Source organism: Marinomonas ushuaiensis DSM 15871 (assembly GCF_000521805.1).
Lineage (GTDB): Bacteria > Pseudomonadota > Gammaproteobacteria > Pseudomonadales > Marinomonadaceae > Marinomonas > Marinomonas ushuaiensis.
This window is the reverse complement of record NZ_JAMB01000011.1, coordinates 36,101-60,455: the sequence shown is the minus strand read 5'-3', so window position 1 is coordinate 60,455 and position 24,355 is coordinate 36,101. Positions and strand designations below refer to the sequence as shown.

At 42.3% G+C, this 24,355-nt stretch carries 23 protein-coding genes; 12 read left to right on the top strand and 11 right to left on the bottom strand.

The window, feature by feature from the left end; translation table 11 throughout:
• Positions 1 to 4: 4 nt before the first annotated feature.
• The 7 genes from MUS1_RS12155 to MUS1_RS12125 form a co-directional block, all read right to left on the bottom strand.
• Entirely contained in the window at positions 5 to 1,123 is a 1,119-nt protein-coding gene (locus MUS1_RS12155) for an ABC transporter ATP-binding protein (protein ID WP_036162989.1), read from the bottom strand.
• A gap of 4 nt (positions 1,124 to 1,127) precedes the next feature.
• A complete protein-coding gene (locus MUS1_RS12150; RefSeq protein WP_036162987.1) occupies positions 1,128 to 2,006 on the bottom strand; it encodes a carbohydrate ABC transporter permease in 879 nt (292 codons plus the stop codon).
• The gene (locus MUS1_RS12145) at positions 2,006 to 2,902 is read right to left on the bottom strand and encodes a carbohydrate ABC transporter permease (RefSeq protein ID WP_036162986.1); all 897 of its coding nucleotides are present in this window, start codon (positions 2,900 to 2,902) and stop codon (positions 2,006 to 2,008) included. The genes MUS1_RS12150 and MUS1_RS12145 overlap by 1 nt, the downstream gene beginning before the upstream one ends.
• Positions 2,903 to 3,024: 122 nt before the next feature.
• Positions 3,025 to 4,272 (bottom strand): ABC transporter substrate-binding protein, encoded by a 1,248-nt coding sequence (locus MUS1_RS12140; RefSeq protein ID WP_036162984.1) that lies wholly within the window; start codon positions 4,270 to 4,272, stop codon positions 3,025 to 3,027.
• 74 nt (positions 4,273 to 4,346) lie between these two features.
• A complete protein-coding gene (locus MUS1_RS12135; protein ID WP_036162982.1) occupies positions 4,347 to 4,655 on the bottom strand; it encodes a Dabb family protein in 309 nt (102 codons plus the stop codon).
• A 1-nt stretch (position 4,656) separates the two neighbouring features.
• Positions 4,657 to 5,892, bottom strand: coding sequence for a YbiU family protein (locus tag MUS1_RS12130; RefSeq protein WP_036162981.1), 1,236 nt, complete (start codon positions 5,890 to 5,892; stop codon positions 4,657 to 4,659).
• Between the two features lie 45 nt (positions 5,893 to 5,937).
• Positions 5,938 to 6,909 (bottom strand): LacI family DNA-binding transcriptional regulator, encoded by a 972-nt coding sequence (locus MUS1_RS12125; protein ID WP_036162980.1) that lies wholly within the window; start codon positions 6,907 to 6,909, stop codon positions 5,938 to 5,940.
• A gap of 267 nt (positions 6,910 to 7,176) precedes the next feature.
• Between MUS1_RS12125 and MUS1_RS12120 the strand changes: the two genes are divergently transcribed.
• Positions 7,177 to 8,109: a homocysteine S-methyltransferase family protein gene (locus tag MUS1_RS12120; RefSeq protein WP_036162979.1), complete on the top strand. Its 933-nt coding sequence runs from the start codon at positions 7,177 to 7,179 to the stop codon at positions 8,107 to 8,109.
• A 117-nt stretch (positions 8,110 to 8,226) separates the two neighbouring features.
• Here MUS1_RS12120 and MUS1_RS12115 read toward each other — a convergent pair whose 3' ends face one another.
• Together MUS1_RS12115 and MUS1_RS12110 are read right to left on the bottom strand one after the other, a co-directional pair.
• Positions 8,227 to 8,742 (bottom strand): hypothetical protein, encoded by a 516-nt coding sequence (locus MUS1_RS12115; RefSeq protein WP_036162978.1) that lies wholly within the window; start codon positions 8,740 to 8,742, stop codon positions 8,227 to 8,229.
• A gap of 334 nt (positions 8,743 to 9,076) precedes the next feature.
• Positions 9,077 to 10,453 carry a glycine--tRNA ligase gene (locus tag MUS1_RS12110; protein WP_036162977.1) on the bottom strand — a complete coding sequence of 459 codons (1,377 nt, stop codon included), beginning with the start codon at positions 10,451 to 10,453 and terminating at the stop codon, positions 9,077 to 9,079.
• A 260-nt stretch (positions 10,454 to 10,713) separates the two neighbouring features.
• On the opposite strand from MUS1_RS12110, the gene MUS1_RS12105 reads away from it, so the two are divergent.
• The 3 genes from MUS1_RS12105 (at position 10,714) to MUS1_RS12095 (ending at position 12,489) form a co-directional block, all read left to right on the top strand.
• A complete protein-coding gene (locus MUS1_RS12105; protein ID WP_036162976.1) occupies positions 10,714 to 11,160 on the top strand; it encodes a DUF3429 domain-containing protein in 447 nt (148 codons plus the stop codon).
• 134 nt (positions 11,161 to 11,294) lie between these two features.
• On the top strand, positions 11,295 to 11,711 hold the full coding sequence (locus MUS1_RS12100) for a thiol-disulfide oxidoreductase DCC family protein (RefSeq protein ID WP_036162975.1): 417 nt from the start codon (positions 11,295 to 11,297) through the stop codon (positions 11,709 to 11,711).
• 1 nt (position 11,712) lies between these two features.
• Positions 11,713 to 12,489 carry an SDR family NAD(P)-dependent oxidoreductase gene (locus MUS1_RS12095; RefSeq protein ID WP_036162974.1) on the top strand — a complete coding sequence of 259 codons (777 nt, stop codon included), beginning with the start codon at positions 11,713 to 11,715 and terminating at the stop codon, positions 12,487 to 12,489.
• A gap of 63 nt (positions 12,490 to 12,552) precedes the next feature.
• Here the strand turns inward: MUS1_RS12095 and MUS1_RS12090 are convergent, their stop codons facing one another.
• The gene (locus MUS1_RS12090; protein ID WP_036162973.1) at positions 12,553 to 13,023 is read right to left on the bottom strand and encodes a hypothetical protein; all 471 of its coding nucleotides are present in this window, start codon (positions 13,021 to 13,023) and stop codon (positions 12,553 to 12,555) included.
• Between the two features lie 111 nt (positions 13,024 to 13,134).
• Positions 13,135 to 13,395 (bottom strand): DUF5062 family protein, encoded by a 261-nt coding sequence (locus tag MUS1_RS12085; RefSeq protein ID WP_036162972.1) that lies wholly within the window; start codon positions 13,393 to 13,395, stop codon positions 13,135 to 13,137.
• Positions 13,396 to 13,750: 355 nt separating this feature from the next.
• Between MUS1_RS12085 and MUS1_RS12080 the strand changes: the two genes are divergently transcribed.
• The 8 genes from MUS1_RS12080 (at position 13,751) to MUS1_RS12045 (ending at position 24,282) form a co-directional block, all read left to right on the top strand.
• Positions 13,751 to 14,437 (top strand): GntR family transcriptional regulator, encoded by a 687-nt coding sequence (locus MUS1_RS12080; protein ID WP_036162971.1) that lies wholly within the window; start codon positions 13,751 to 13,753, stop codon positions 14,435 to 14,437.
• Between the two features lie 52 nt (positions 14,438 to 14,489).
• The gene (gene prpB / locus MUS1_RS12075; RefSeq protein ID WP_036162970.1) at positions 14,490 to 15,371 is read left to right on the top strand and encodes a methylisocitrate lyase; all 882 of its coding nucleotides are present in this window, start codon (positions 14,490 to 14,492) and stop codon (positions 15,369 to 15,371) included.
• 83 nt (positions 15,372 to 15,454) lie between these two features.
• Positions 15,455 to 16,594, top strand: coding sequence for a bifunctional 2-methylcitrate synthase/citrate synthase (prpC, locus tag MUS1_RS12070; RefSeq protein ID WP_036162969.1), 1,140 nt, complete (start codon positions 15,455 to 15,457; stop codon positions 16,592 to 16,594).
• Between the two features lie 63 nt (positions 16,595 to 16,657).
• Positions 16,658 to 18,145, top strand: a complete 1,488-nt coding sequence (prpD, locus tag MUS1_RS12065; protein ID WP_036162968.1) for a 2-methylcitrate dehydratase — start codon at positions 16,658 to 16,660, stop codon at positions 18,143 to 18,145.
• Positions 18,146 to 18,327: 182 nt separating this feature from the next.
• Entirely contained in the window at positions 18,328 to 20,430 is a 2,103-nt protein-coding gene (locus tag MUS1_RS12060) for a tRNA(Met) cytidine acetyltransferase TmcA (protein ID WP_051436245.1), read from the top strand.
• A gap of 399 nt (positions 20,431 to 20,829) precedes the next feature.
• The gene (locus MUS1_RS12055) at positions 20,830 to 21,822 is read left to right on the top strand and encodes a TRAP transporter substrate-binding protein (protein WP_036162967.1); all 993 of its coding nucleotides are present in this window, start codon (positions 20,830 to 20,832) and stop codon (positions 21,820 to 21,822) included.
• A gap of 153 nt (positions 21,823 to 21,975) precedes the next feature.
• A complete protein-coding gene (locus tag MUS1_RS12050) occupies positions 21,976 to 22,653 on the top strand; it encodes a TRAP transporter small permease (RefSeq protein ID WP_036162963.1) in 678 nt (225 codons plus the stop codon).
• A 15-nt stretch (positions 22,654 to 22,668) separates the two neighbouring features.
• Positions 22,669 to 24,282, top strand: coding sequence for a TRAP transporter large permease (locus tag MUS1_RS12045; protein WP_036162961.1), 1,614 nt, complete (start codon positions 22,669 to 22,671; stop codon positions 24,280 to 24,282).
• The last annotated feature ends 73 nt before the right edge of the window (positions 24,283 to 24,355 follow it).

The window sequence follows — 24,355 nt, the reverse complement described above, 5'->3', positions numbered from 1 at the left end:
GTATCTAACCGCCCACCTTTTCCAACTCAACACGTAATTCTGTTTTTGGATCAAAAAAGTGAAGACGACGAAGATCAATGGAAAACTCTGTAACCTCTCCTGTGACTACTTCAATGTCTCCACGCATCCGAGTATTCACTGAAATACCTTGTAGTTTTGTCGTGACAAATGTATCTGCACCCGCTGGCTCAACCACCTCGACAACAGATTCAATCGTTAGATACTCACAGCTCTCTAAATCGGCTGACTCAGGATCGGTAATGTGCTCAGGTCGCAAGCCTAATGTGTATCGTCCTGCTGGAAGCCTTTGTCCTTTTAACTCGACAGTTTTAGTGCTCTGCTCGCCCACTTTCAATTCAAACTGACTTCCATCAGTACCGTCTACAACATCAACGGGTAATAGGTTCATTGAAGGAGACCCCATAAAGGTCGCAACATAAAGATTACTTGGCGTGTCGTAAATTTGTTTCGGTGTTCCTAACTGCTGAACATAACCTTGAAACATCACGGCGATGCGCGTTGAAAGTGTCATGGCTTCAATCTGATCGTGAGTTACATAAACCATAGTGGTTTTGAGCTTCTCATGAAGTCGCTTAATTTCAGTACGCATATCAACACGTAATTTAGCATCGAGATTAGACAGTGGTTCATCAAAGAGGAAAACATCTGGGTTACGTACTAACGCTCGCCCCATGGCAACACGTTGTCGTTGACCACCCGATAATTGCCCTGGCCGACGATCTAAAAGCGGTTCAATTTGCAATAGCTTCGCCACATCGGCCAATGCAGATGCACACTCAGACTTAGGCACGTTGTGCATTTCAAGACCAAACGTAATGTTCTTTGCAACTGTCATATTCGGATACAAAGCATAACTTTGAAACACCATAGCGATATTACGTTTAGATGGGTGCACACCATTCATCGTTTTACCCTTGATGGATATCTCACCCGATGAAATCTCTTCAAGGCCTGCGATCATATTTAAAAGCGTTGATTTACCGCAGCCTGATGGGCCAACTAAAACAAGAAACTCACCTTCTTCCACAGCAATATCTATCTTGTGTAGCACTTCAACATCGCCATACGCTTTTGTCGCGTTTTTTATATTTAAAAAGCTCATATTGTTATCCTTTTACCGATCCTGCCATCAACCCACGGACGAAATAACGACCCGCAACGATGTAAACTAATAAAGTGGGAAGCGCCGCTAAAATAGCGCCGGCGAAATGCACATTATATTCTTTAACGCCAGTTGAAGACTGAACAAGGTTATTCAACGCTACTGTCATAGGTTGTTCTTGCCCTGCAAAAGAGGCCCCGAATAAGAAGTCGTTCCAAACATTGGTGAATTGCCATATAACAGACACAACTGTAATAGGGCCAGATATAGGCAACATGATTCTCCAAAATATACGGAAGAAACCCGCGCCATCAATCTGTGCTGCCCGAACCAATTCAGTCGGGAAAACGGCGTAATAATTGCGATAATAAAGCGTGGTAAAACCAATACCATATACCACGTGCACCAATACCAAACCAGGAATGGAACCCGCAATACCAAGCTTACCAAGCACTATTGCCATCGGGATCAGAACAATTTGAAACGGTATAAAACAAGAAAAAAGTAACGCACCAAATATCAGCGTGTCACCACGAAAACGCCACTTAGTTAACACATAACCATTTATTGCACCGATTATGGTGGAGATAAACACCGCAGGTATCACAATAAGCAAGGAGTTGACGAAGTAAGGCTTCAAGCCTGTTGGCTCAATACCAATTTGGGCTTTCGACCACGCTTGTCGCCAAGGTTCGAGCGTCCACACTTCAGGCAATGCCATCATATTGCCACTGGTAATTTCAGACAGTGGTTTTAATGAATTCACAATCATCACAAACAAAGGCATCAGGTAATAGGCAGCAAACAAAATCAGTAAGCCGTATATAAAAATGCGAGTGAAAGTACTGGTGCGAACTGCTGTATCTTGAGTCACATTCGACATTATTTTTTCTCCTTTAATTCGGCGTAAAGATAAGGAGTAATAATGGCGGCGATTGTCATCAACATAATGACCGCACTGGCGGCACCAATTCCCATCGAGTTACGAGTGAAAGTGTACGAATACATAAAGGTCGCAGGTACTTCTGTTGCTCGCCCCGGTCCACCGCCCGTTAGCGCGATAATTAGGTCGTATGATTTCACCGACAAATGCGCCAATATGACAAATGCGGAAAGAAAAGCAGGGCGTAACATGGGAATAACAATCCGACGATAAAGCCGCCAGTTTGAAGCGCCATCGATTTGTGCCGCTTTTAATATTTCATTATCGACACCTCGAAGACCCGCCAAAAACATCGCCATTACAAAGCCTGATGTTTGCCAAACGGCCGCAATAACAACCGTGTATATCGCCATATTTCGATCTTTAATCCAATCGAAATGGAAGCTCTCCCAGCCCCATTGATGCATGGTATTTTCAAGACCTATACCAGGATCAAGAATCCACTTCCAAGCGGTGCCTGTGACGATAAAACTCAGCGCCATAGGGTAAAGATAAATCGGGCGCAGCATGCCTTCGCCACGAATTTTTTGATCCAATAATATGGCTAAAGAAAGCCCAAGCACTGTACAAATACCAATGTAAAGCGTGGCAAAGACAGCCAGATTGGTAATAGAAACCCACCAGTGACTTAATTTCCAAAGCTTGGTGTAGTTCGCTAGACCGATCCAATCATAGCTTGGTAGCATCTTAGAATCTGAGAAACTAATATAAACCGTAAAGGCAATAAAGCCGTAAACAAATACAACCATTGCAGCAATGGATGGGGACAATACAATTTTCGGTAACCAGTTTTGCAACTTAGTTTGAAAGTCGTCTTGCCCAGCGTTATTCGCCATAAATCCCCCTATCCTTTGAAAGGAAAAACCTTACTTCGTCTTAAATTCGACAGAATACCGAAAATAAATATGGAAAAAGAGAGAGTTAATCACTCTCTCTTTTTCAAGACATTTATGACAACTTATTTTGCTGCATCAATCGCGTTAAATAACTCTTCTACCGCTTCTTCTGCATCAAACTCACCATTGAAGTGGTTGGTGACAACATCAAACACTGCATTTTTAATGGCTGCTGGTTGAGCGTGACCGTGCGCCATAGAGCCCACTAAACCACCCGTTGCATTAGCGTATTGAAGGTCTGCAATCCCTTTTTGTCCACAGGCATCAAATTGCTTAGGGTCAATATCTGTACGAGAAGGCACTGATCCTTTTACTTGGTTGAAAGCAATTTGGAAAGTAGGGGCAACAATTGCTGCGGCCATTTTTCCTTGTGCTTCTTGTGCACTTGCTGAGTCTACTTTGAACATAGCAAATTGGTCAGCATTAAACGCCATTGTTCCTTGAGAGCCTGGAACACGGAAACATAGAAAATCTTCGTTTGGCACTTTACCTGCGTTAATAAACTCACCTTTCGCCCAATCACCCATAATTTGGAACGCGGCATCACCATTGATAACCATGGAAGAAGCAAGGTTCCAATCACGACCAGAGAAGTTATCATCAACGAATGAGCGAAGTGTTTCCATGCGCTTAAAGGCTTCAAGCATTTGCGGTCCAGTTAAAGCATCTTCATCAAGTTCTACAAAGGCTTTGTTATAGAAATCGGCGCCGCCAACAGACAGTACAACGCCATCAAACATAGTGGCTTCTTGCCAAGGTTGACCACCATGGGCTAAGCCAATTTTTCCGGCGTCTTTTGCTGCTTGCATAGCGGCAACAAAATCATCCCAGCTATGAGGCTGTGGAAGACCCAAATCATCTAAAACTTTTTTGTTTGCCCAAACCCAGTTTGTGGAGTGCATGTTAACGGGAGCTGCGATCCAGTTGCCGTCATATTTAGAGAATTTTTGTAGCGCCGTCGGCACAACCGCATCCCAATTATTCGCCGCTGCAATGTCGTTAAGGTTCGCAAGCTCGCCCTCAGCAGCCCAATCTTGAATATCGTAGCCTAGCATTTGAACCGCCGTTGGTGAGTTGCCCGCTGTAACACGCGCACGCAATGTCGTCATGGCTGAGCCACCGCCACCACCAGCAACAGGCATATCAACCCAGCCCACGCCATCTTTACTCAAATCGTCTTTGAGTACACTTAACGCAGCGGCTTCACCGCCAGCCGTCCACCAATGAAGGACTTCCACATCTTCAGCCTGTACCGCTGCAGTTGCCATTAATAGTGCGCTTGCTAATACTGTTTTCTTATTTATTTTCATGTTTTCCTCTCTTTTTATTATTTTAACCGCCTAGGGAGTACATCATCGGTTGCGGCTGACCGTTTGATTCTTTTTCAAACTTCCATATCAAACACTAAAAGACCATCGTAATTTGAATTACAAGCGGCGATCAATTTAGCACCAGTTATTTGGTGTCGTGAATTATTTTGGTAAGCATCAAGATCGACCCATGAAGCCAGCGTCAAAACAAAACCATAATTATAACCTTGATCTCGAGTTTCTGGCGTTTGGTTAGGACCGTGTTCAAAACTAATAAAGCCTGAAACAGACGATTCTAAATCTGCGATTTCCTGCATAAGAATATTGAAGTCTGCAGCGGCCACTTCAGGGCGTACTTTGAACAAAACAACGTGTCTAATCATATTATTCATACCCCAGTTGTTTACGACCGATGTCGCTTAAATTTTCGGGCATAAATCGGTTTTTGAAATCAACTTCATAATCTTCAGGTGCAAAATCTGGACTGCTCTTCCCTGCTTCAAACGCTGGGCGAAGCATATCAAGAAAGCGACGATTTTTTTCACAGTCAGGAGCAGAACCTATATACATGACATTGGAGTCTTCATTGCCGAGATGTTCATTATCAACACCGTGAATAATATCAGGGTGCCACCAAACGGTATCGCCAGGATTAACTGCTGGAATCGGCACATAAGCTTGTAATAATAATTCATGAAACTCTTTAAAAACGCCAAGAGCGCGGCCAGGTTTTTGGTTACATAAATCGTTGTCTGCAACATCGTCCATTAGAGCTCGTAATAACAACCACGCCATGGCACGAGCTATGGGTACAACGTTTAATGTCCCATCATTTGGCCCTTGTCGAGTCAATGCTGTCCAACCTTGATAGGTGCGAAACATCTGACAAACCGCTGGTGACGGAATCTCTTTTGTTTTGGTACGTGACTGCGCATTGAACGGCTCGTAAGAGTCTGGATCACCAAATAGAATATCGTGGTAAACCTTATGGAAACTTGGGTCAAGCCAGCGCTCAACAGAACCACCGTCAATGTGCGGACTTAAACCTAATGAGGCGTCGCCAGGTTCGCGTTGTCGAATTCTGTCGGCGTACATGCATTCACGATTTGGGTTAAATTCTGGATCACCACTTTTAGGTTGATACCAAAGATGGTTCAACCAGACGCGTAAATCAGATAATTCTTCTGACTGACGTGCTTCCATTTGAGGTTTCGACCAGTAAAGCCCATAGATCTGCGGTTTACTTGCCGCTAATTCACCAAAGTAAGTATCCAAGCCTGCTTTTTCAGCTTGTTTGGTTAGGTAATCGTTATCAGCCACATAGCTTTTTAGTGTTGTATTCCAGTTGGCGACTCGTACTGGATCAAATACGTTGCGTACCACAATGACGCCACGACGACGAATGCGTTGCATTACATCGTCACTGATTTTACCTGCTTGAATATCTGCGAACTCAATATCAACAATGGCATGGCCAGTTTGCATTTCAGATTTAACGGCCGCGATTTCCTCTTTTAAACGTTCAGTCTCTGCGGCGAAACGAGCAGGCAAGTCCGGAATACGGCTGCGTAAGTCTCGCTTAGCCTCGGTAATCTGCTGTTCAATCGTTTTATGAGACATATAAACCACTCCACCCAATAGGTTGATAATAAATAAGGTTAAGAATTAAATTTTTATTTCACCGGATCTTTTTGGGGTACTGATGTAATTCGATTTTGGCTTACCTTTGAACTGACAAATAAGCGTATCAGCAAGCGCCCAACCATCTTGATAAAGATCTTGATGCAGCAAAAAAACAGATTCTGGTATATGAGATCGACTCCGACCAAACACACGGGTCATAATTTGGGTCGACGTATCAGGTAAAATAGCTGCAACAAGTGCATTCACAATCGCATCGGTATAACTGATCACCGCATCGTATTTATGTGCTTCACGCTTCGCCCAAACACCTATTTCTTCAACCTTCGATTCCGCATTTATTCCAGTAATAATACTGCCGTTAATGTTCGGAAATTCAGACAATACAGTATGAAAAGCCTCGTTCATGAGTGTGGAAAAAGTAAGTTCGGTAGGTGGACAAATTAAAGCGACGTTTTCGCAGTTTGCATTAAGTTCTGCAAAGCAAAGTTGTAAAAAATGTAGATGGTCATAATCCACAGCATCATGCTCAATATTACATCGTGTGTGACCATGGGTAATAAAAGGTAGGTTTTGTTCTTGTAACCAACGCACTCGTGGGTCATCAAGTTTGGTGTGGGTCAGGATAACGCCGTCGCAATCATTACTTTTGCTCAAATACTCCACCGAGCCTATCGGAGAGATTTCAGCCTCTGGCACAATAACAACGTGGTAATCATCTAACAACGCGCGATCGGTAATTCCCAGTAACAATTCACTGACAAACTGAAATGCTGGATCTCGACGATTAAGGATATAAGCAATAACAAACGTTTCCCCGGTGCGCAAACGACGCGCAGCACGGTCCAACTTAAAGCCAAGTTTTTCACTCGCTAAGAGAACCTTCTCGCGCGTACTGGCTTTAACATTGTTAGATTGTTGGTTCAAAACTCGTGAGGCGGTAGCAATACTAACACCAGCCAGTTTGGAAACCTCTTTAAGGGTTGTTTTTACCATAATGTAAACGTTATCTTTTTTATTATTCAGTCAGACTAGCTGATGAAAAAAGACTTGTAAACCTTTTAGAGTGATAAAAATGTATTACATGTAAACGTTTACAGACAATTTTTAACGTCATCCAATACGTTTATATTGCCACATAAACATTTGAGAGAAGCACTTGGAATAGGGAATTTCATATCCATCATGATCAAGTTTTATTATCTTTTATCCGTCATTATGATTGAATAGCCCTAACTAAAATTAAGTATATGAAAGGCGGCAATGAGCGATTTAAGCAGACTGAATTTAACCATATTGGATGGCGGTATTGGTCGAGAACTGAAGCGAATTGGCGCGCCTTTCTCGCAACCATTGTGGAGCGCAAAAGCCTTAATAGAAGCACCTCATTATGTCACTCAAGCCCATCAGAATTTTATTGATGCGGGTGCCGAGATCATCACGGTAAACAGCTATGCTTGTGTGCCTTTTCACCTTGGTGAAACGCTTTATCAGCAACAAGGTACGACACTCGCTCGACAAGCTGCCATCATTGCCAAAGACGTTGCCAGTACAGCCACTCAAACCGTACAGGTAGCAGGCTCGCTGCCGCCACCGCTTGGCTCTTATCGTCCAGATTTATTTGAAAAGCATCAAGCACTCGATATTTTAACGACACTGTATAAAGCACAAGATGAACACGTGGATTTATGGATCGCAGAAACCATCGCCAGTATCGAAGAAGCCAGCGCCATTGCCCATGTTTTAAAAGATTCAACCAAACCCTGTTATTACGCTTTTACTCTAAGCGATGAACTAGGAGTAACGGCAAGATTACGTTCTGGAGAATCTGTCACCCACGCCATAGAAGCGATCTTAAAAGAAGCCACATTGGTAGAAGGAATTGATGGTATTTTCTTTAACTGCTCCATTCCTGAAGTCATGGAAAAAGCCATTCGAGACGCTAAAAGCGTATTAGAAAAGCATTCAAAAACACTCAATATAGGCGCTTATGCCAACAGTTTTAAACCTATATCACAGGGTCATGAAGCCAATTTAACGACACAAAGTTCCCGCGATCTCACGCCAGAAGAATATAAAGACTACGCTCAACAATGGTATAACACAGGCGCCAACATAATCGGCGGCTGCTGCGGCATAGAACCCGCTCATATAAAGGTACTCGAAGAATGGAAAAAGAGCTTAGAAGAAGCCTAGTTCATAAGTTTTAAGCACCACGTCACTTCCAAACAAAAAGCCCTACCCATCGCAGGGCTTTCTATTTTTTATCTATTAACTATGACGTTAAAACTTAATTAACTGTCTTTTAAATTATTAACTAGGAATGGGTGACTCAATATTAGAACTTTCGGCAATAAAACTAACAGCGGAATGCTGCTTTAATTGCGACATGATTTTTGGACTTTGATCGTGTGTAACATCAATAATGACAATCACCTCACCATTGTCTAAGTGCCGATCAAAAGTATCTTTAAAATAGGAATCAAAAGATGCGCAAACAATAGAAGCCAACATTTTTGCCGCGGCGAAAGCAACCCCACAGACCAGAACCAGCCACAATAAATTTTGCATCGTTATATCGACTAACCCAACACCGATAATAGCCACCAGAGCCAATATACAAAAAGCGAATACACCAGCGCGTTTACTCGTGGCAAGCAGACTTGTGTTGTCAAAGCTATTACCACCATGAAGACGGTGGGAAAGAATCCCCTTATCTTCACGAGATAAAACAAAAAAGTGCTGATCATCAATGCCCTGTTTATGAACCTCATCGGATATTAACTCGGCATCATCAAGATCATTTGTGCTATAAAATAAACGTTTCATAGTACCCTCCTGACATTCAGCTATTTAGAATTTTTATTAGCTGCCTGAACTCAGTCTGGTTGAGAATCTGAAATATGCAAAGTTTTTAACGTCATAGATACAAAACTCACACAAAGTGAGAAAGAGAGTTTAGAAAAAGGTTAGCAAGGGATTCCATAACATATAGCAAGACACAGAAGATCAGAAAAATTCAATACATCTGAATTTAGGTTTCTTTGTTTCTATCTAAAACTGGACTTACCAGAGTTTGCTAGACAGTTGTCGTTTCTAAAAAAATCCCTTTAAGACTCTCATCTTAAAGGGATTTCTAATCTCTATTTTATTAATCCAAAAACTAATCTTGGTTGATAAAGTAGTTCACTACATAAGCTGGTAAATCGGCTGCGTTCACAACGATTTGCTCCATTGTGTCGCGATCTCGAACGGTCACAGGTGCACCTTCTTGTTCGATCGAATCGAAATCGACGGTGACACAGATTGGTGTACCTACTTCGTCATGGCGACGGTAGCCTTTCCCTACATTACCTGTGTTTTCATAAAGAATACGACCCAAGCCTAGTTTCTGAAGCTTGTTTTTAAGTTCTTTTGCTAACGCAACGATTTCAGGTTTGTTCTTTTTAAGCGGCATGATAGCGACTTTGATTGGCGCAAGATGTGGCTTGAATTTAAGAACAGTACGAGTCGAACCGTTTTCTAGTTCTTCTTCGGTGTAGGCTTCTGTCATGATCGCAAGCAAACCACGGTCAAGACCAGCAGAGGGTTCGATACAGAAAGGCACTTCCCACTTATTCGCTTCAAGATCACGAATGGCCAATTTCGCCGTAGAATGTTCGTTCTTTTTCACTTTCGCCGAGATACCAAATTCGTCTTGTGCTTTGGTGTGAGAGCCCAAATCGTAATCGGTACGGTTTGCTACGCCTTCTAGTTCTTCAAAACCATGTGGAAACTTGTACAAGATATCCACAGTCGATTTTGAGTAATGAGACAGGTCATCGCCCGTTACGTATTCAAATTGAATGTTTTCTTCTGCTAGACCTTGATCCAACCACCACTGCTTACGAGTGTTCACCCAGAAGTCGTGCCATTTTTCGTCTTCGCCTGGCTTACAGAAAAATTCTAATTCCATTTGTTCGAATTCACGAACACGGAAAATAAAGTTACGAGGCGTGATTTCGTTACGGAAGGATTTACCAATTTGCGCAATACCAAAAGGCAAAGCTCGAGACGTAGAATCCACCACGTTTTTAAAATTGGTAAAAATACCTTGAGCCGTTTCTGGACGAAGGTAAGTATAAGACTCTTCATCGACCATTGGGCCAACGTTGGTTTTAAACATCAAGTTGAAGTCACGAGGTTCCGTTACATTCGTTGAACCACAGTTATCACAGACTTTAATGTCTTTCATGTGATCGGCACGCATACGTGATTTACATTCGTGACAATCCACCATTGGATCGGTAAACGTATCTTCGTGACCTGAATATTTGTAAACGTGTTTGTTTTGAATAATCGCTGCGTCCAAACCTTCTACATCGTCGCGTTCGTAAACCATTGAACGCCACCAAGCCGCTTTGATGTTGTTTTTTAATTCAACGCCTAGCGGACCGTAATCGTAAGCACCTTGCATACCACCGTAGATTTCACTGCCTTGGAAAATAAATCCACGACGTTTACATAGGGAGACGAGTTCATCCATTGTTTTAGCTGGCATTTCTAAACACACCTTAAGCAGAATTTATTAAATAAAGACGCAAAACCAAGCGATTTTACGTTCAAGCAATTGTTATAGCCTTACATTGTACTCTTTGCCTGTATTTCGCTCAATGGCGTTTCGTATGATGTAGATAGCGTAAAGGTATGTAAAAAAACAGAATGAATAGTCCATATAACTGGTATTTGTCACGCCATTCATATAAAACTCTTTAATATACACTTTTTTTGCACATTATTTTTTTACATAGGCACATTAACATGCGAACTTCTACTTCTTTTCTCACGGTGATACTGGCTGCGCTCGGTATGATTCCTTTTGTCTTCGCAACCTATTTGAGCTGGTCAAACCAAGTTTTTTTTGAGAAATCAGGACTTCATTTGTTCATCACTTATAGTGCCATTATTTTGAGTTTCATGGGCGGCACTTTGTGGGGGCAATTCATTCACAAAGATATCGATTCATTGAGTCGATATGTACTTATCACAAGTAATTTCCTTGCGATTGGCGCTTGGTTTTCGTTGTTGATCGACGTGCCAGTACTGTCTATCGGTTTATTATTTCTTGGTTTCATCAGTACATTCTGGGTAGAAGCAAGATCGCTAAAACACAACGAATCAGCCAACGCTCGTTATTTAAACATGCGTTTTATCGTCACCATTGTCGTATGTGTATTGCATTTACTTATTGTATATCCTTATAAATAAACTAAACGCACCGGTATCCAACCGTCACTTTTTAAAGTGCCATTTATCGAGAGTGATCTAACCTTCCTCTTTTTGCGTATCTGTACTCTATATGAAATACAAAACACCGTATGAAATACAAAAGGGTCCAGATCATGCTAACAATTTTTTACGATGGTAATTGTCCGCTTTGCACCGCTGAGATGGATAAGTTACAGCGCTTAGATAACCAGAACCAACTCATACTAGAAGACATCCACAACATCGATTTCAATGAACGCTTCCCTCACATCGACCCAGTTCAAGCGGATAGAATACTCCATGGACAATTACAGAATGGTGAAATTATCAAAGGTTTAGATGTCACGTGTTTGGCATGGAAATTAGTGGATAAACATAAATGGATACAAATTTTACGTTGGCCTTTGATTCGAGTTTTCGCTGATTTTGGATATCTTTTCTTCGCTCGCTACCGTCATTCTATTTCGTCTTTTTCTTTTATTACTAGCAAACTGAACAGCAAACCGAGCGGCAAATCAGGCTGCTCATCGTGCCAAAAAAAGGAGCGTTAATATGTCGTCTTTTTACGCTCTTGTTATTGGTGCCAGCAGTACGATTGCTCAAGCAGCCATTCAACAATTTGAAAAGAACCAAGATTGCCTTGGTGTATTTGCTATTAGTCGTTCTTTACCTGCAGAGATTGGGCAAGAGAACGATCAATCAAGAACGAATAAAGTACACAGGTTAGTCTGTGATAATGTCGAATCTAGCATTGCTGATATATGCCAGCAACTCGCATCCTATTCGGTGAATATTACTAAAGTTTTAATCTGTAACGGCCTTCTACATAATGAAACAATGATGCCAGAGAAAAAACTAGAGGATATCAATGCTGCACAGTTAGAAGCTGTCTTCCATGCTAATACAGTCGTTCCAATGCTTTGGCTAAGTAAATTATTACCTATTTTAAAAGGCAAAAAAGCGACTCAAGTGGCAGTATTTAGTGCTCGTGTTGGTAGTATTTCTGATAATCAATCTGGCGGTTGGTACAGTTATAGAGCATCAAAAGCAGCATTAAATATGCTGGTTCAAAACAGCGCCATTGAGTACGCAAGACGAGCCAAAAACGTTCAGTTAATTGCCTTTCATCCAGGTACAACAGACACACCATTATCGAAGCCTTTTCAGCGAGGTGTTCCGGAAGGAAAATTATTCACAGCGGATTTTGTCGCGTCTCAGTTATTAAATATTATGGATTCTTTTGAAATGACTTCCGTTGAAACAAATTCTATTGAAATAAAGGGCAAGGCGGCGTTTCTAGATTGGAATAACCAAGCAATCGATTGGTGATTGCTTGGTTTTTTCTTGGAGATATTTTCCAGAAGAGAATGAAGAACAGTACTAAACTGACGACTAAGCTCTGTAGCGTCGAGTTGGCTCTGCTGCTTTCGTTGTTTGATATTCATTAATGGTTAATTGCTCAAGTGCTACAGCGATCCAACCACTTACCAACATATCGAACCAAGGCTCAACACCGCTACAAGCGACAACAATGTTGCCGTAAACAAATGAACCGTAAAACAACACATCGCCTTCACGTAATGAAGAAGGATGCATCGTATGGTGGTTAATATTAGCAACCGAATCACGCCACGTTTGTGCTGCTTTATTACGCGCTAATTCATCAAAAGGGGCTGGCCACGTTTCTGGTGTACCTAAAGTGCATTCATGCAAAATGGCATCATCAAAAGAAGCTTCCCATGGTTTCAGCTGTGGGTTCATAATCACGATATGAAGTTCCGCGCGGCATGTTTTAGTAAACAATTGTTCAATGGCTGGTTTGACAAGATTCACAGCTTCAATCGCAAGCGCTTTATTATCCATCGGTTTTTCCTTTCTATTTACATTGCTGTTGAGGCTTTTCGACTGCTATCGTATTTAAAAGCCTATTGTGATTTTTTTGTATGCTTGTGTCTTTGCTTCAAAAGCAAATGACTACGTCAATAATGGATCGTCTTTTGGTAAAATTTTCTGAATCCATAAGGCAAGCTTGTGTTTCATATTCGGCAAGTCTTCTTTGTCTGCAGGTAACGCCACAACCAATTTATCTAAGACTAACAAGCGATAAATCGCTTCTGTTTTTTCATTAGCAGACATGGTTGCAGAAAAACCAGCGTAACCTCGTTTTAGTGCGTAATTTTCACCAACTTGAATGGCTTTTTTACTTAGGGCTACTTCGTTTTTAATTTTTTTCATGACTTCCCTTATTTCTGCTTTTATCTAAACGTCATAACCAACCATCTAAAATAATGGTTAACAACACAGAGTTTATAACTTGATAGTGTTAACCACATAAATTGTCGACCCTTGATAAAAGTACTATTTTGAGTGATTTGTATGACTTTATCAGTTTTTTAGAGATTCTATCGAATAAATCTGAAAAACCTTTTAATAAACACACAGTTAATCATTATTGAGAAAGTCATCAAGGTGCCGTATACGACTAAAGAATAATGAAAATATAGATACATTGTCGACAATCTGGCTTGATTAAGCCTAAAAACAAGTCTATAACTAACTACATTGTCAACAATGAAGTGTTTTATATTTTATGAGCAACCTTATTTCCATCAAGTCGGCCACCTTATCTGAAGACCTTGCGCAGCAGCTTACTAACGCTATTGTGCAAGGTCATATTCCACAAGGCAGTAAAATTTCTGAGCCAGAACTCGCCAAACAATATGGCGTGTCTCGCGGCCCACTTCGAGAAGCCATCGTCAAATTAGAAGGCTTAGGGCTCGTGACTCGCACGGCCAATGTCGGTGCACGAGTAATTCAGCTTAACACCCAAGACATGCTCGACTCTTTTGCCATGCGTGAAGCATTAGAAGGTATGGCAGCAAGATTGGCTGCGACAAGAATGCAAACTGAAGAAGTTAACAATCTGTATGCCCTGCTCGATAAACATCAAGCCTACCTTGATGACAACCAAGACGAACGTTATCTACAACAGGGTGGTAATGACGACTTTCATTTACGCATTATTCACGCCAGCGGTAACGCCAAGCTAATCCGCCTGCTCACTGAAGAATTGTACGCGGTCATTCACATGTATCGTCGCCATACAGCAGATCAACGCAGTGACCCTCGCCAAGCATTACGGGAACACAGGGCCATTTTAGATGCGATAGCAAATCACGAAGGCGATTTAGCTGAATTACTGATGCGTCGCCATATTAGTCGCGCCAGTCATTTATTACAGCAAGCGATGGAGCAAATTGCTCTCATCTCTCGTTAAAACACCATTCAAAATAAACGCTATTAAAAATAAATAAAAAGAGGGAGAAACCATGACAACACATTCTGCAGGTGCTCGTTTTAGACAAGCCGTGGCAACACAATCACCATTACAAGTTGTTGGCGCGGTCAATGCATATTGCGCCATGATGGCTGAACAAACTGGACATCATGCTCTTTATTTATCTGGCGGCGGCGTTGCCAATGCTTCCTACGGTCTACCAGACCTTGGCATGACAGACCTTCACGATGTACTAGAAGACGTACGCCGCATCACTTCAGCGTCTAACCTACCTTTATTAGTTGATATTGATACAGGGTTTGGCGGTGCATTCAACATCGCCAGAACGATCCAACAAATGGAAAAAGCCGGTGCGGCGGCGGTTCACATTGAAGACCAAGTACAGCAGAAACGCTGTGGTCATCGCCCAAACAAAGCCATTGTCAGTCAAGATGAAATGGTCGATCGAGTCAAAGCCTGTGTAGATGCTCGCGTGGATGAGGATTTTGTCATCATGGCACGCACTGACGCCTTGGCCGTTGAAGGCATGGATTCCGCCATTGAACGCGCTATTGCTTGTGTGGAAGCGGGTGCAGACATGATTTTCCCTGAAGCCATGATTACCTTGGATCAATACAAAGAATTTGTCGCGGCTGTAAAAGTACCAGTATTAGCCAACATCACTGAATTCGGTGAGACGCCTTTGTTTAGTAAAGAAGAATTGGCCAGCGCTGGGGTTGATCTCGTGCTGTATCCATTAAGTGCATTCCGCGCCATGAACAAAGCCGCGTTAAACGTGTATCAACATTTGTTAAACGATGGCCACCAGCGTGATGTTGTCGATTCGATGCAAACCCGCAACGAACTCTACAAATTCCTAAATTATCATGACTACGAAGATAAGCTAGACGCGCTTTTCTCTGGGGAGAAATAATCCAGTAAAAGAAAAAGAAAAAGAAAAAGTAAAAACAATTACTTCAATGATTTCTCAGCAAAAAATAAAAATGGAGAATCGAAATGACTAAAATACTATCAGGCGCAGGTCTACGAGGCCAAAGCGCAGGTCAAACTGCACTCTGTACTGTCGGTAAAGCCTCATCAGGATTGACGTATCGAGGTTATGGTATCGATGTATTAGCCAGTAAAGCCAGCTTTGAAGAAGTGGCGTACCTTTTGCTGTATGGCGCCTTGCCAAATCGCACTCAGTTGCACAACTACGAACAAAAACTAATGAGCTTGCGCAGCCTGCCAGAAGAACTCAAAGCAGTCTTGGAGCTGATTCCTAAGGACGCTCACCCTATGGATGTGATGCGCACAGGTTGTTCTTTTCTAGGCAACCTTGAACCAGAGCTCCCTTTCGAAAAACAACCTTCACTTGGATTACACACGGCCGATCGTTTGATCGCCACTTTGCCAGCCATCGTCGTGTATTGGTATCGCTTTAGTCACGATGGCGTGCGTGTCGATACTCATAATATGCACGTACAATCTTTGGCTGGACACTTCTTAACCATGCTTCACGATGTCGAACCAAGCAAGTTGCACACGCAGGTCATGAACGCTTCTCTGATTCTTTATGCCGAGCATGAATTCAACGCGTCCACTTTCACTGCGCGAGTTTGCGCGTCCACCATGTCGGACATGTTTTCCTGCGTTACTGGCGGCATTGGCAGTTTGCGCGGGCCATTGCATGGCGGTGCAAACGAAGCCGCGATGGACATGATCGAACCTTGGAAAACACCAGACGAAGCCGAAGCCGAGTTATTGAAGAAGCTTGCCAATAAAGAAATGGTGATGGGCTTTGGTCATGCGATTTACAGTGAATCCGACCCTCGTAATGAGATCATTAAGCAATGGTCTAAAAAACTCAGTGAAGAAGTAGGCGACACTTGTTTATACGCAGTGTCAGAACGTTGTGAAGCCGTTATGTGGCGTGAGAAAAAACTCTTTTGTAACGCCGATTTCTTCCATGCCAGCGCCTATCGTTTTATGGGAATTCCGACTAAGTTATTCACGCCAATTTTCGTTTGTGCACGCGTCACAGGTTGGGCGGCTCATGTTATGGAACAAAGAGCGAACAATCGAATCATCCGCCCAAGTGCTGATTATATTGGTCCAGACCATGCGGATTGGGTCGCTCTAGATCAACGACCATAGAAGATAAACGAACAACCATAACTCTATTTTACTATTTGAATTTTTATCTAAAGGACATTAAAAATGAGCGCTAATGTAGATGTAAATAATCGCCCTGATTATGACCAAGTCATTCAAGACATCGCTGACTATGTGATTAACTTTAAAGTTGAAAGTCAAGAAGCCTTAGACACTGCACGTAACTGTTTAATGGATACCCTAGGTTGTGGTTTGCTCGCCCTACGCTTCCCAGAATGTACGAAACATTTAGGGCCCGTTGTCCAAGGGACGGTTGTACCTAATGGCGCACGCGTACCGGGCACGTCTTTATCACTCGACCCAGTAAAAGCGGCTTGGGACATTGGTTGTATTATTCGCTGGTTAGACTACAACGACACTTGGCTTGCTGCTGAATGGGGACATCCGTCTGATAATCTTGGTGGTATTTTGGCCGTTGCCGATCACCTTTCTCAGGTTCGTTTGTCTAATGGCGAAGCGCCTCTTTCCATGCGTGAAGTATTGGAAGGAATGATCATGGCGCACGAGATCCAAGGCGTTATTGCCCTAGAAAACTCCTTTAACCGCGTTGGTTTATGTCACGTTTTATTAGTTCGTGTCGCATCAGTAGCCGTCGTCACTAAAATGATGGGCGGTGACAGAGAACAAATCATGGCCGCGATTTCTCAGGCTTGGGTGGATGGTTCAGCGTTAAGAACCTATCGTCATGCGCCAAATGCCGGATCACGCAAATCCTGGGCTGCAGGTGATGCGACATCAAGAGCGGTACGCTTAGCTGATATGTCGATGCGTGGCGAAATGGGAATTCCAAGTGTATTAACCGCACCTCAATGGGGTTTTTATGATGTGTCTTTTTCGAAAACCAACAAAGACCAAGCCATTAAACCCGATGCTCAACGTCAATTTTCTTTCTCTCAAGATTACGGCACGTATGTGATGGAAAACATCTTATTTAAGATTTCTTTCCCCGCTGAGTTCCATGCGCAAACCGCAGCAGAAGCCGCAGTTATCTTGCATCCACAAGTGAAAGACCGTCTAGCAGACATCGATAAAATCGTCATTCGTACTCATGAATCTGCAATCCGTATTATTTCCAAATCTGGCCCATTGGCAAATGCTGCTGACCGCGATCACTGCTTACAGTATATGGCGGCTGTGCCATTGGCGTTTGGAAACCTGATTGCGGAACATTATGAAGATGATTTCCACGCGGCGAATCCGATTATTGATGAACTACGCAATAAGATGGAAATCACTGAAGACAAACGCTTCACAGCAGAATATTTGGAAGCTGACAAACGCTCTATTGCCAATGCCATTCAAGTTTTCTTTAAAGATGGCACAAGCACAGAAGAAGTTGCCGTAGAATATCCTGTTGGTCATCGTCGCCGTCGTGTAGAAGGTATTCCATTACTGGAGCAGAAATTCAAAAACAACTTGGCAACGCGCTTCCCGAATCGTCAATGCCAAACTATTTTCAGCTTATGTAAAGATCAAAAAGCCCTAGAGCAAACCCCTGTAAATCGTTTCATGGATTTGTTTGTTATTGGCTAACCTCTGAGTTTAAGTTTATTTAATCCCCTTTAAACCATTCAAAGCACTCATTTTTTGAGTGCTTTTTTTTATCTGTTTTTTTGCCTGATTTTTTTAACTGCTTTTTTATCTGAGATGAAATGCACTTAAAATTGGCGCGGCCCTTTGATCTCAGTATGATATTGCCATCAAAGGGAGATTTTATGCATTCATCCGACAATTCAGCCAATAATTCAGTAGTCAATTTAGTAGGCAAGAAGCACCGCCATTGTTTTATATTAAAAGGCTCGACCACTGAGGTTTTGTCAGATTTTTTGCAACTGAGTGAACACTTCTCTACACCGTTAATTTGTGCCTATGACGTCAGCGCTTATGACGATTTCCTCAGTAAATCAAAGTCTTTTACCACTCGTACTTTCAAACAAGTTCGTCAAGAGCTTGGCAGTACTCACGATGCCGTTTTGGTGGATTTAACACAAGGCATTTCAGCCAGCGCTTTGGCAATATTATCTGGCACGATTCGCGGCAATGGTCTTTTTGCAATCGCCTTGCCTAAAGGCGATTGGCTGTCTTTTGCGGATCAAGACCTTGCCCGTTATTTACCTTGGCCGTACGAACCAGAACAAATTGATTCTAGCTTCAAACGCTTTTTCTTGAATCATTTAGAAAGCCCAAACTCGCCTTTTCAATCGATAAACCGGAAAGAAATTGTAGCTTTACCAGCACTCATTCCCGTTGAGAAAGGTACTTATCTCACCAAGGAACAGACTAACGTTCAAGCCCGTGTGTTAGATCAGCAAGCAGAGTCATACGTTCTCATTGCACCTCGTGGTCGTGGTAAATCCACATTACTTGGGGACAGTATTGCGAAACTATTATTGGCAGGAAAACGTGTTGCGGTTACAGCGCCGAACAAAGAGGCAATTACTGCGCTAAAATTTCGCTTTGAACAAGCTTTTCAACCAAACCAAGATTTACCATTTTTTGCCCCCGATGCCTTACTTGCAGATAATACACACTGGGATTATTTGTTTGTCGATGAAGCGTCAATGATTCCTGTGCCTTTGCTTATAGCCTTAAACCAAAAAGCCAGCCATTGTGTTTTCAGTACGACTGATTATGGCTATGAAGGTGCTGGAAAAGGGTTCGGCATACGCTTCTGCCGCTATTTAAAACAACACAATACGTCATTAAAAGAACTCTCTTTACAGCAGCCTATTCGATGGGGGGAAAATGACCCACTCGAAAACTGGATCAACGATAGTTTCTTTTTAGGTGCAGTCGATCAAATTGCAGCGTCAAATAATGCTTCAACCTCTTTTGAATATCAGCACATCACAGGCAAGGAATGGTTGAAAAAACCCGAACTATTAGCCAATACCTTCCAGCTATTAGTCAGTGCCCATTATCAAACTTCGCCAGATAACTTGCGTTGGGTATTAGACGACCCTTCTGTTTCAACTTTTCTCTCTTTACAAGGAAACATTCTTAACAGTGTTGCTGTGATTACCAAGGAAGGTGAATTGCCAGACAAACTCTGTCTAGAAGTGATGCAAGGAACCCGTCGCCCTCGTGGACATCTGGTTCCACAATCTTTATTAGCACATGAAGGCATAGAAGACGCAGGACAATACAGTTACTGGCGTATCAGTCGAATCGCAACCACGCAAAGCGAACAAAATAAAGGCTTGGCCAGTCAATTAGTTAACCATATAGAACAAGCCGCGATAGGAAAATATGACTTTCTCTGCACCAGTTTCGCAGCCACGTCCGATGTGATTTCCTTTTGGCTCAAGAACGAATTTATACCTGTTCGCCTTGGCACAGGAAAAGACCAAGCCAGCGGCTGTTATTCATTAATGATGGTAAAACCACTGCATGCCAAGGCTCATGAAACAGCCTCGTTATGGCATCAATATTACCTCGCCAACCTCAGCCTAAACTTACTCAGAGATTATCAAGACATTCCCAATGATCTCGTAATAAAACTTAACTCATCCATGAAGACCGAAAATCTTGCCACAGAGGAACTAAGACAAAAGGATCAGCGAGATCTTAGCTTGTTTGTCCACCACCATAGACCCTACCTTACTATTCGCGCACAACTGACTCGCCTAACAAAAAACCTTATGGCAAATAATCAGCTGGCTGCAACACATCCAGAATTTACTTTATTAAACACCATCATTACCCAACCACATAACAACATAGACTTCGCTAGCTTTGGATTAAAAAGTAAGAAACAAATGGAGAAACACCTGAAAAAAGTAGTAGGTGAATTATTGGAATGCCTTTATGCGAAGTAAAGAACGAAGTTAAGACAAGGTAAAAACAAGAACATACAAGAGCTTATATTAGAAAAACGAAACGAGACTGATATTGAACTGCTTCTTATTTTAAAGAATGGGTGAAAAATCACCCATTTCAAAATATTTCATGTGTGTAATCTCCCCCTTTTTCGCATTCTAGCTCAAAGAATAAATATCAAAACCTTTATCAAAATTGATTTTTATATTAAAAATCAATGCGTTAAGATTTTTATCAATAATTGGCATAGATTGTGTAAACAGTATGATCCTAGTAATACTCGTTTTGCTCAGTCTAATTTAGACTAAACTCATTTCTGATGAGCTCCATTGATGGGCTTTTCTTAAGTGAGAAAGCGAGCACACAATAATAATTCAGTTTTTTGGAGTCTTATAAAAATGAAAAAAATCAGCCTTACTCTAACGTCTCTAGCACTTGCACTTACTGCAGGTACTGCTATCGCCAACTGTGATCCAGGTGAACGCGTTGTAAAATTCAGCCACGTAACTGGCGGTACAACACACCCTAAAGTTGTTGCAGCGAATAGCTTGGCAGAACGTGTAAACACAGAAATGAACGGTAAGTTATGTGTAGAAGTTTTCCCAAACTCAACACTATTTGGTGACTCTAAAGAGCTTGAAGCTCTTCTATTAGGTGATGTTCAACTGCTTGCACCATCACTTTCTAAGTTCGGTTCATACACACCTAAATACGGTGTTTTCGATCTACCTTTCATCTTTAAAGACATGGACCATGCAATCCGCTTTACAAAAACAGAAGAAGGTAAAGATCTTTTGTTAGCAATGGATGACTACGCTGGCTTTGTTGGTCTAGGTTACTGGATGTCAGGTATGAAATACTTTTCAGCTGGCAAAGAGCTTATCGTTCCTAGCGACGCTGAAGGTTTAAAATTCCGTGTACAAACGTCTGACGTTTCTAAACAAATGATTTCAGCAATGGGTGCATCCCCACAAGCAATGGCGTTCTCTGAAGTATACGGCGCATTGCAAACTGGTGTTGTAGATGGACAAGAAAACACTTGGTCAAACATCTACACTAAGAAATTCTACGAAGTTCAAGACAGCACGACTGAAACAAACCACCAGCTTTTAGCTTACTTGTTCATGACGTCTTCTGAATTCCTAGCAAGCCTTTCTAGTGCAGATCGTGCGCAGTTCATTCAAATTGCAGACGAAGTAACGCAAGCAGCAAACTTGAATGTGAAAGTCGCTGAAGCAGCAAACCGTGCAAACATTCTGAAAGCAGGCGGTAAGATCAATTCATTGACTCCAGCTCAGCGCCAACAGTGGGTAGATACAATGAGCCCTGTTTGGAAACAGTTTGAAAAAGACATTGGTAAAGATTTGATTCAAGCCGCTGCTGGCGCTTAATCAATTTTTACATTGCAGTTCGCTGGCTCAGTTCTAAACTGAGCCAGCTTTTTTGATTCACCGTGTACTTTTTGATACTCCCTTCGAATACACACTGCATCTTTCATACTGCTTTTAACTTGTTAAGGTCCATTTCTTTTAGGAGACGACCCCATGGCACTTTGGCCACACCTTTATTTATTAGTATTTATTATTGCCCTTTGGGTATTGGAAAAGTGTTTTCCAAAAGTCATGGAGCGGGCAGAAGAAAACCTCCTAATCATTGTTATCTCTTCCATTATGGCCGTTTCATTTGGGCAGGTTGTTGCTCGTTATGGCTTCAATACCGGTTGGGATGCCGCACTCGAATTTAATACTGTCGCTTTCTCATGGTTAATTCTTTTGGGTATGAGCTACGGTATAAAAACTGGCCTTCACCTTGGTGTCGATATCGTGCTAAATGCGGTTCCTAAACGCATTTCTAAAGCCTTATCTTTGATCGGTGCAACATCAGCCATGTTATACGGGTTGATCTTACTCGACTCAACTTGGTTGGCTATGCTAGGCGTAGACGTTAGAGGCGGTGCGATCGAATACTGGCTAAAAATGTTCAAAATCGGTCTAGGGTCAGAAGAACTTCGTTACCCTGTTTTCTTCCAGGAAATGTTTGATTTACGCCCTCGCCTACATCGTTGGATAGTGCTTGTTATTTTGCCAATCAGTTTGGCTCTGCTTTCTTACCGTTCTTTGCAAGCCTTTATTGATATCGCTCGTGGAAAACGCGACATGTTGATCAGTGGGCATGAAGCCCAAGAACTTGTCGAAGAAAACAAAAACGTCTTGAAAGACTAACGCGGGAGCTTAATCGTGGAATCTATTATTCTATTTTCATCTGTACTAATCCTGCTATTTATTGGCTTACCGGTTGGTATTTCTTTGGGCTTATCGTCCATTTTGTTTATTACTTTTTTCTCACACGACTCTTTGTCATCTGTTGCTATTTCTTTGTTTGGTGCTGGTCAGCATTACACATTACTGGCAATTCCTTTCTTCATCATCGCATCGTCTTATATGTCTACCGGTGGTGTAGCAAAACGTTTAATTAACTTTGCTATTGCCAGTGTTGGTCACTTTAGAGGCGGCCTAGCAATGGCGTCTGTATTAGCCTGTATGATGTTTGCCGCGCTGTCTGGTTCATCTCCAGCAACGGTTGTTGCCATAGGTACGATTGCGATTGCGGGTATGACTCAAGTCGGTTATTCAAAAGAATTCGCAGCAGGCATTATTGCCAACGCGGGTACTTTAGGCATCTTGATTCCACCTTCCATCGTTATGGTGGTTTACGCAGCATCTGTTGATGTTTCAGTTGGCCGTATGTTCTTGGCTGGTGTTATTCCTGGTTTGATGGCTGGCGGCATGTTGATGCTGGCAATTTATGTTGTTGCTCGTATCAAGAACCTTCCATCAGAAGAATGGAAAGGTTTTGGTCATCTTATTCGTGGCGGTAAAGAAGCAGGCTGGGGCTTGTTCCTTGTTGTTATCATCATGGGCGGTATTTACGGTGGTGTATTTACGCCAACGGAAGCAGCGGTTGTTGCCGCGGTTTACTCTATGTTTATCGCCTTGTTTGTTTACCGTGACATGGGGCCTTTAAAAGGCAAAACATGGACAAACGATGACGATGCGCCACACGCTCGTATTGGTTTTAACGGTATGGTTTACGGTGTTTCTTTCTTCCTTGTTTGGGAGATCATGTCTTTCTTCGTTTGGGCCGATAGTGAAACCGTAACTGGCGGAGACCGTGCTTTATGGGGCGCGATCATGTCTGTTATTCTGGCAACCTTCTATGTCTTCAAACGTTCTAGCAAGGTAGAAGAATCTATCGGCGCTTGTTTGGTAGCAGGTATGCCAATTTGGGGACGTAACTTGTCTATGATGTTGCGCGGTTTCTTCCCTTCTTTGTTCGGTGAAGAATCTCGTAAAGTCATGCTAGAAGGCACAAAAACAACGGTTATGTTGATGTTCATCATCGCTAATGCTTTGTTGTTTGCTCATACGCTTTCTGCAGAACGTATTCCACAAATGATCACAGAATGGATGCTAGATGTTGGTTTCAACTGGTTTACCTTCCTGATCGCGGTCAATATATTGTTGTTGATTGGTGGACAGTTCATGGAACCATCTGGCCTATTGGTTATCGTGGCGCCAGTTGTTTTCCCTATCGCGATGCAATTGGGTATTGATCCGATTCACCTAGGTATCATCATGGTAGTCAACATGGAAATCGGTATGATCACACCACCGATTGGTCTGAATCTATTTGTAACATCCGGTATTACTGGAATGAGTCTAGCGCGCGTTGTTAAAGCCGCGATGCCTTTCGTTGCGGTATTGATGGTGTTCTTAGTATTAGTGACTTACATTCCAGCACTTTCTACTGCGTTGCCTTACAGCATCATGGGGCCAGAGATTGTTCAGTAACAACTGAATATTTATTCTCAAATCCAGATACATAAAAAAGCGCCGAAAGGCGCTTTTTTTGTTTTTTTACTTC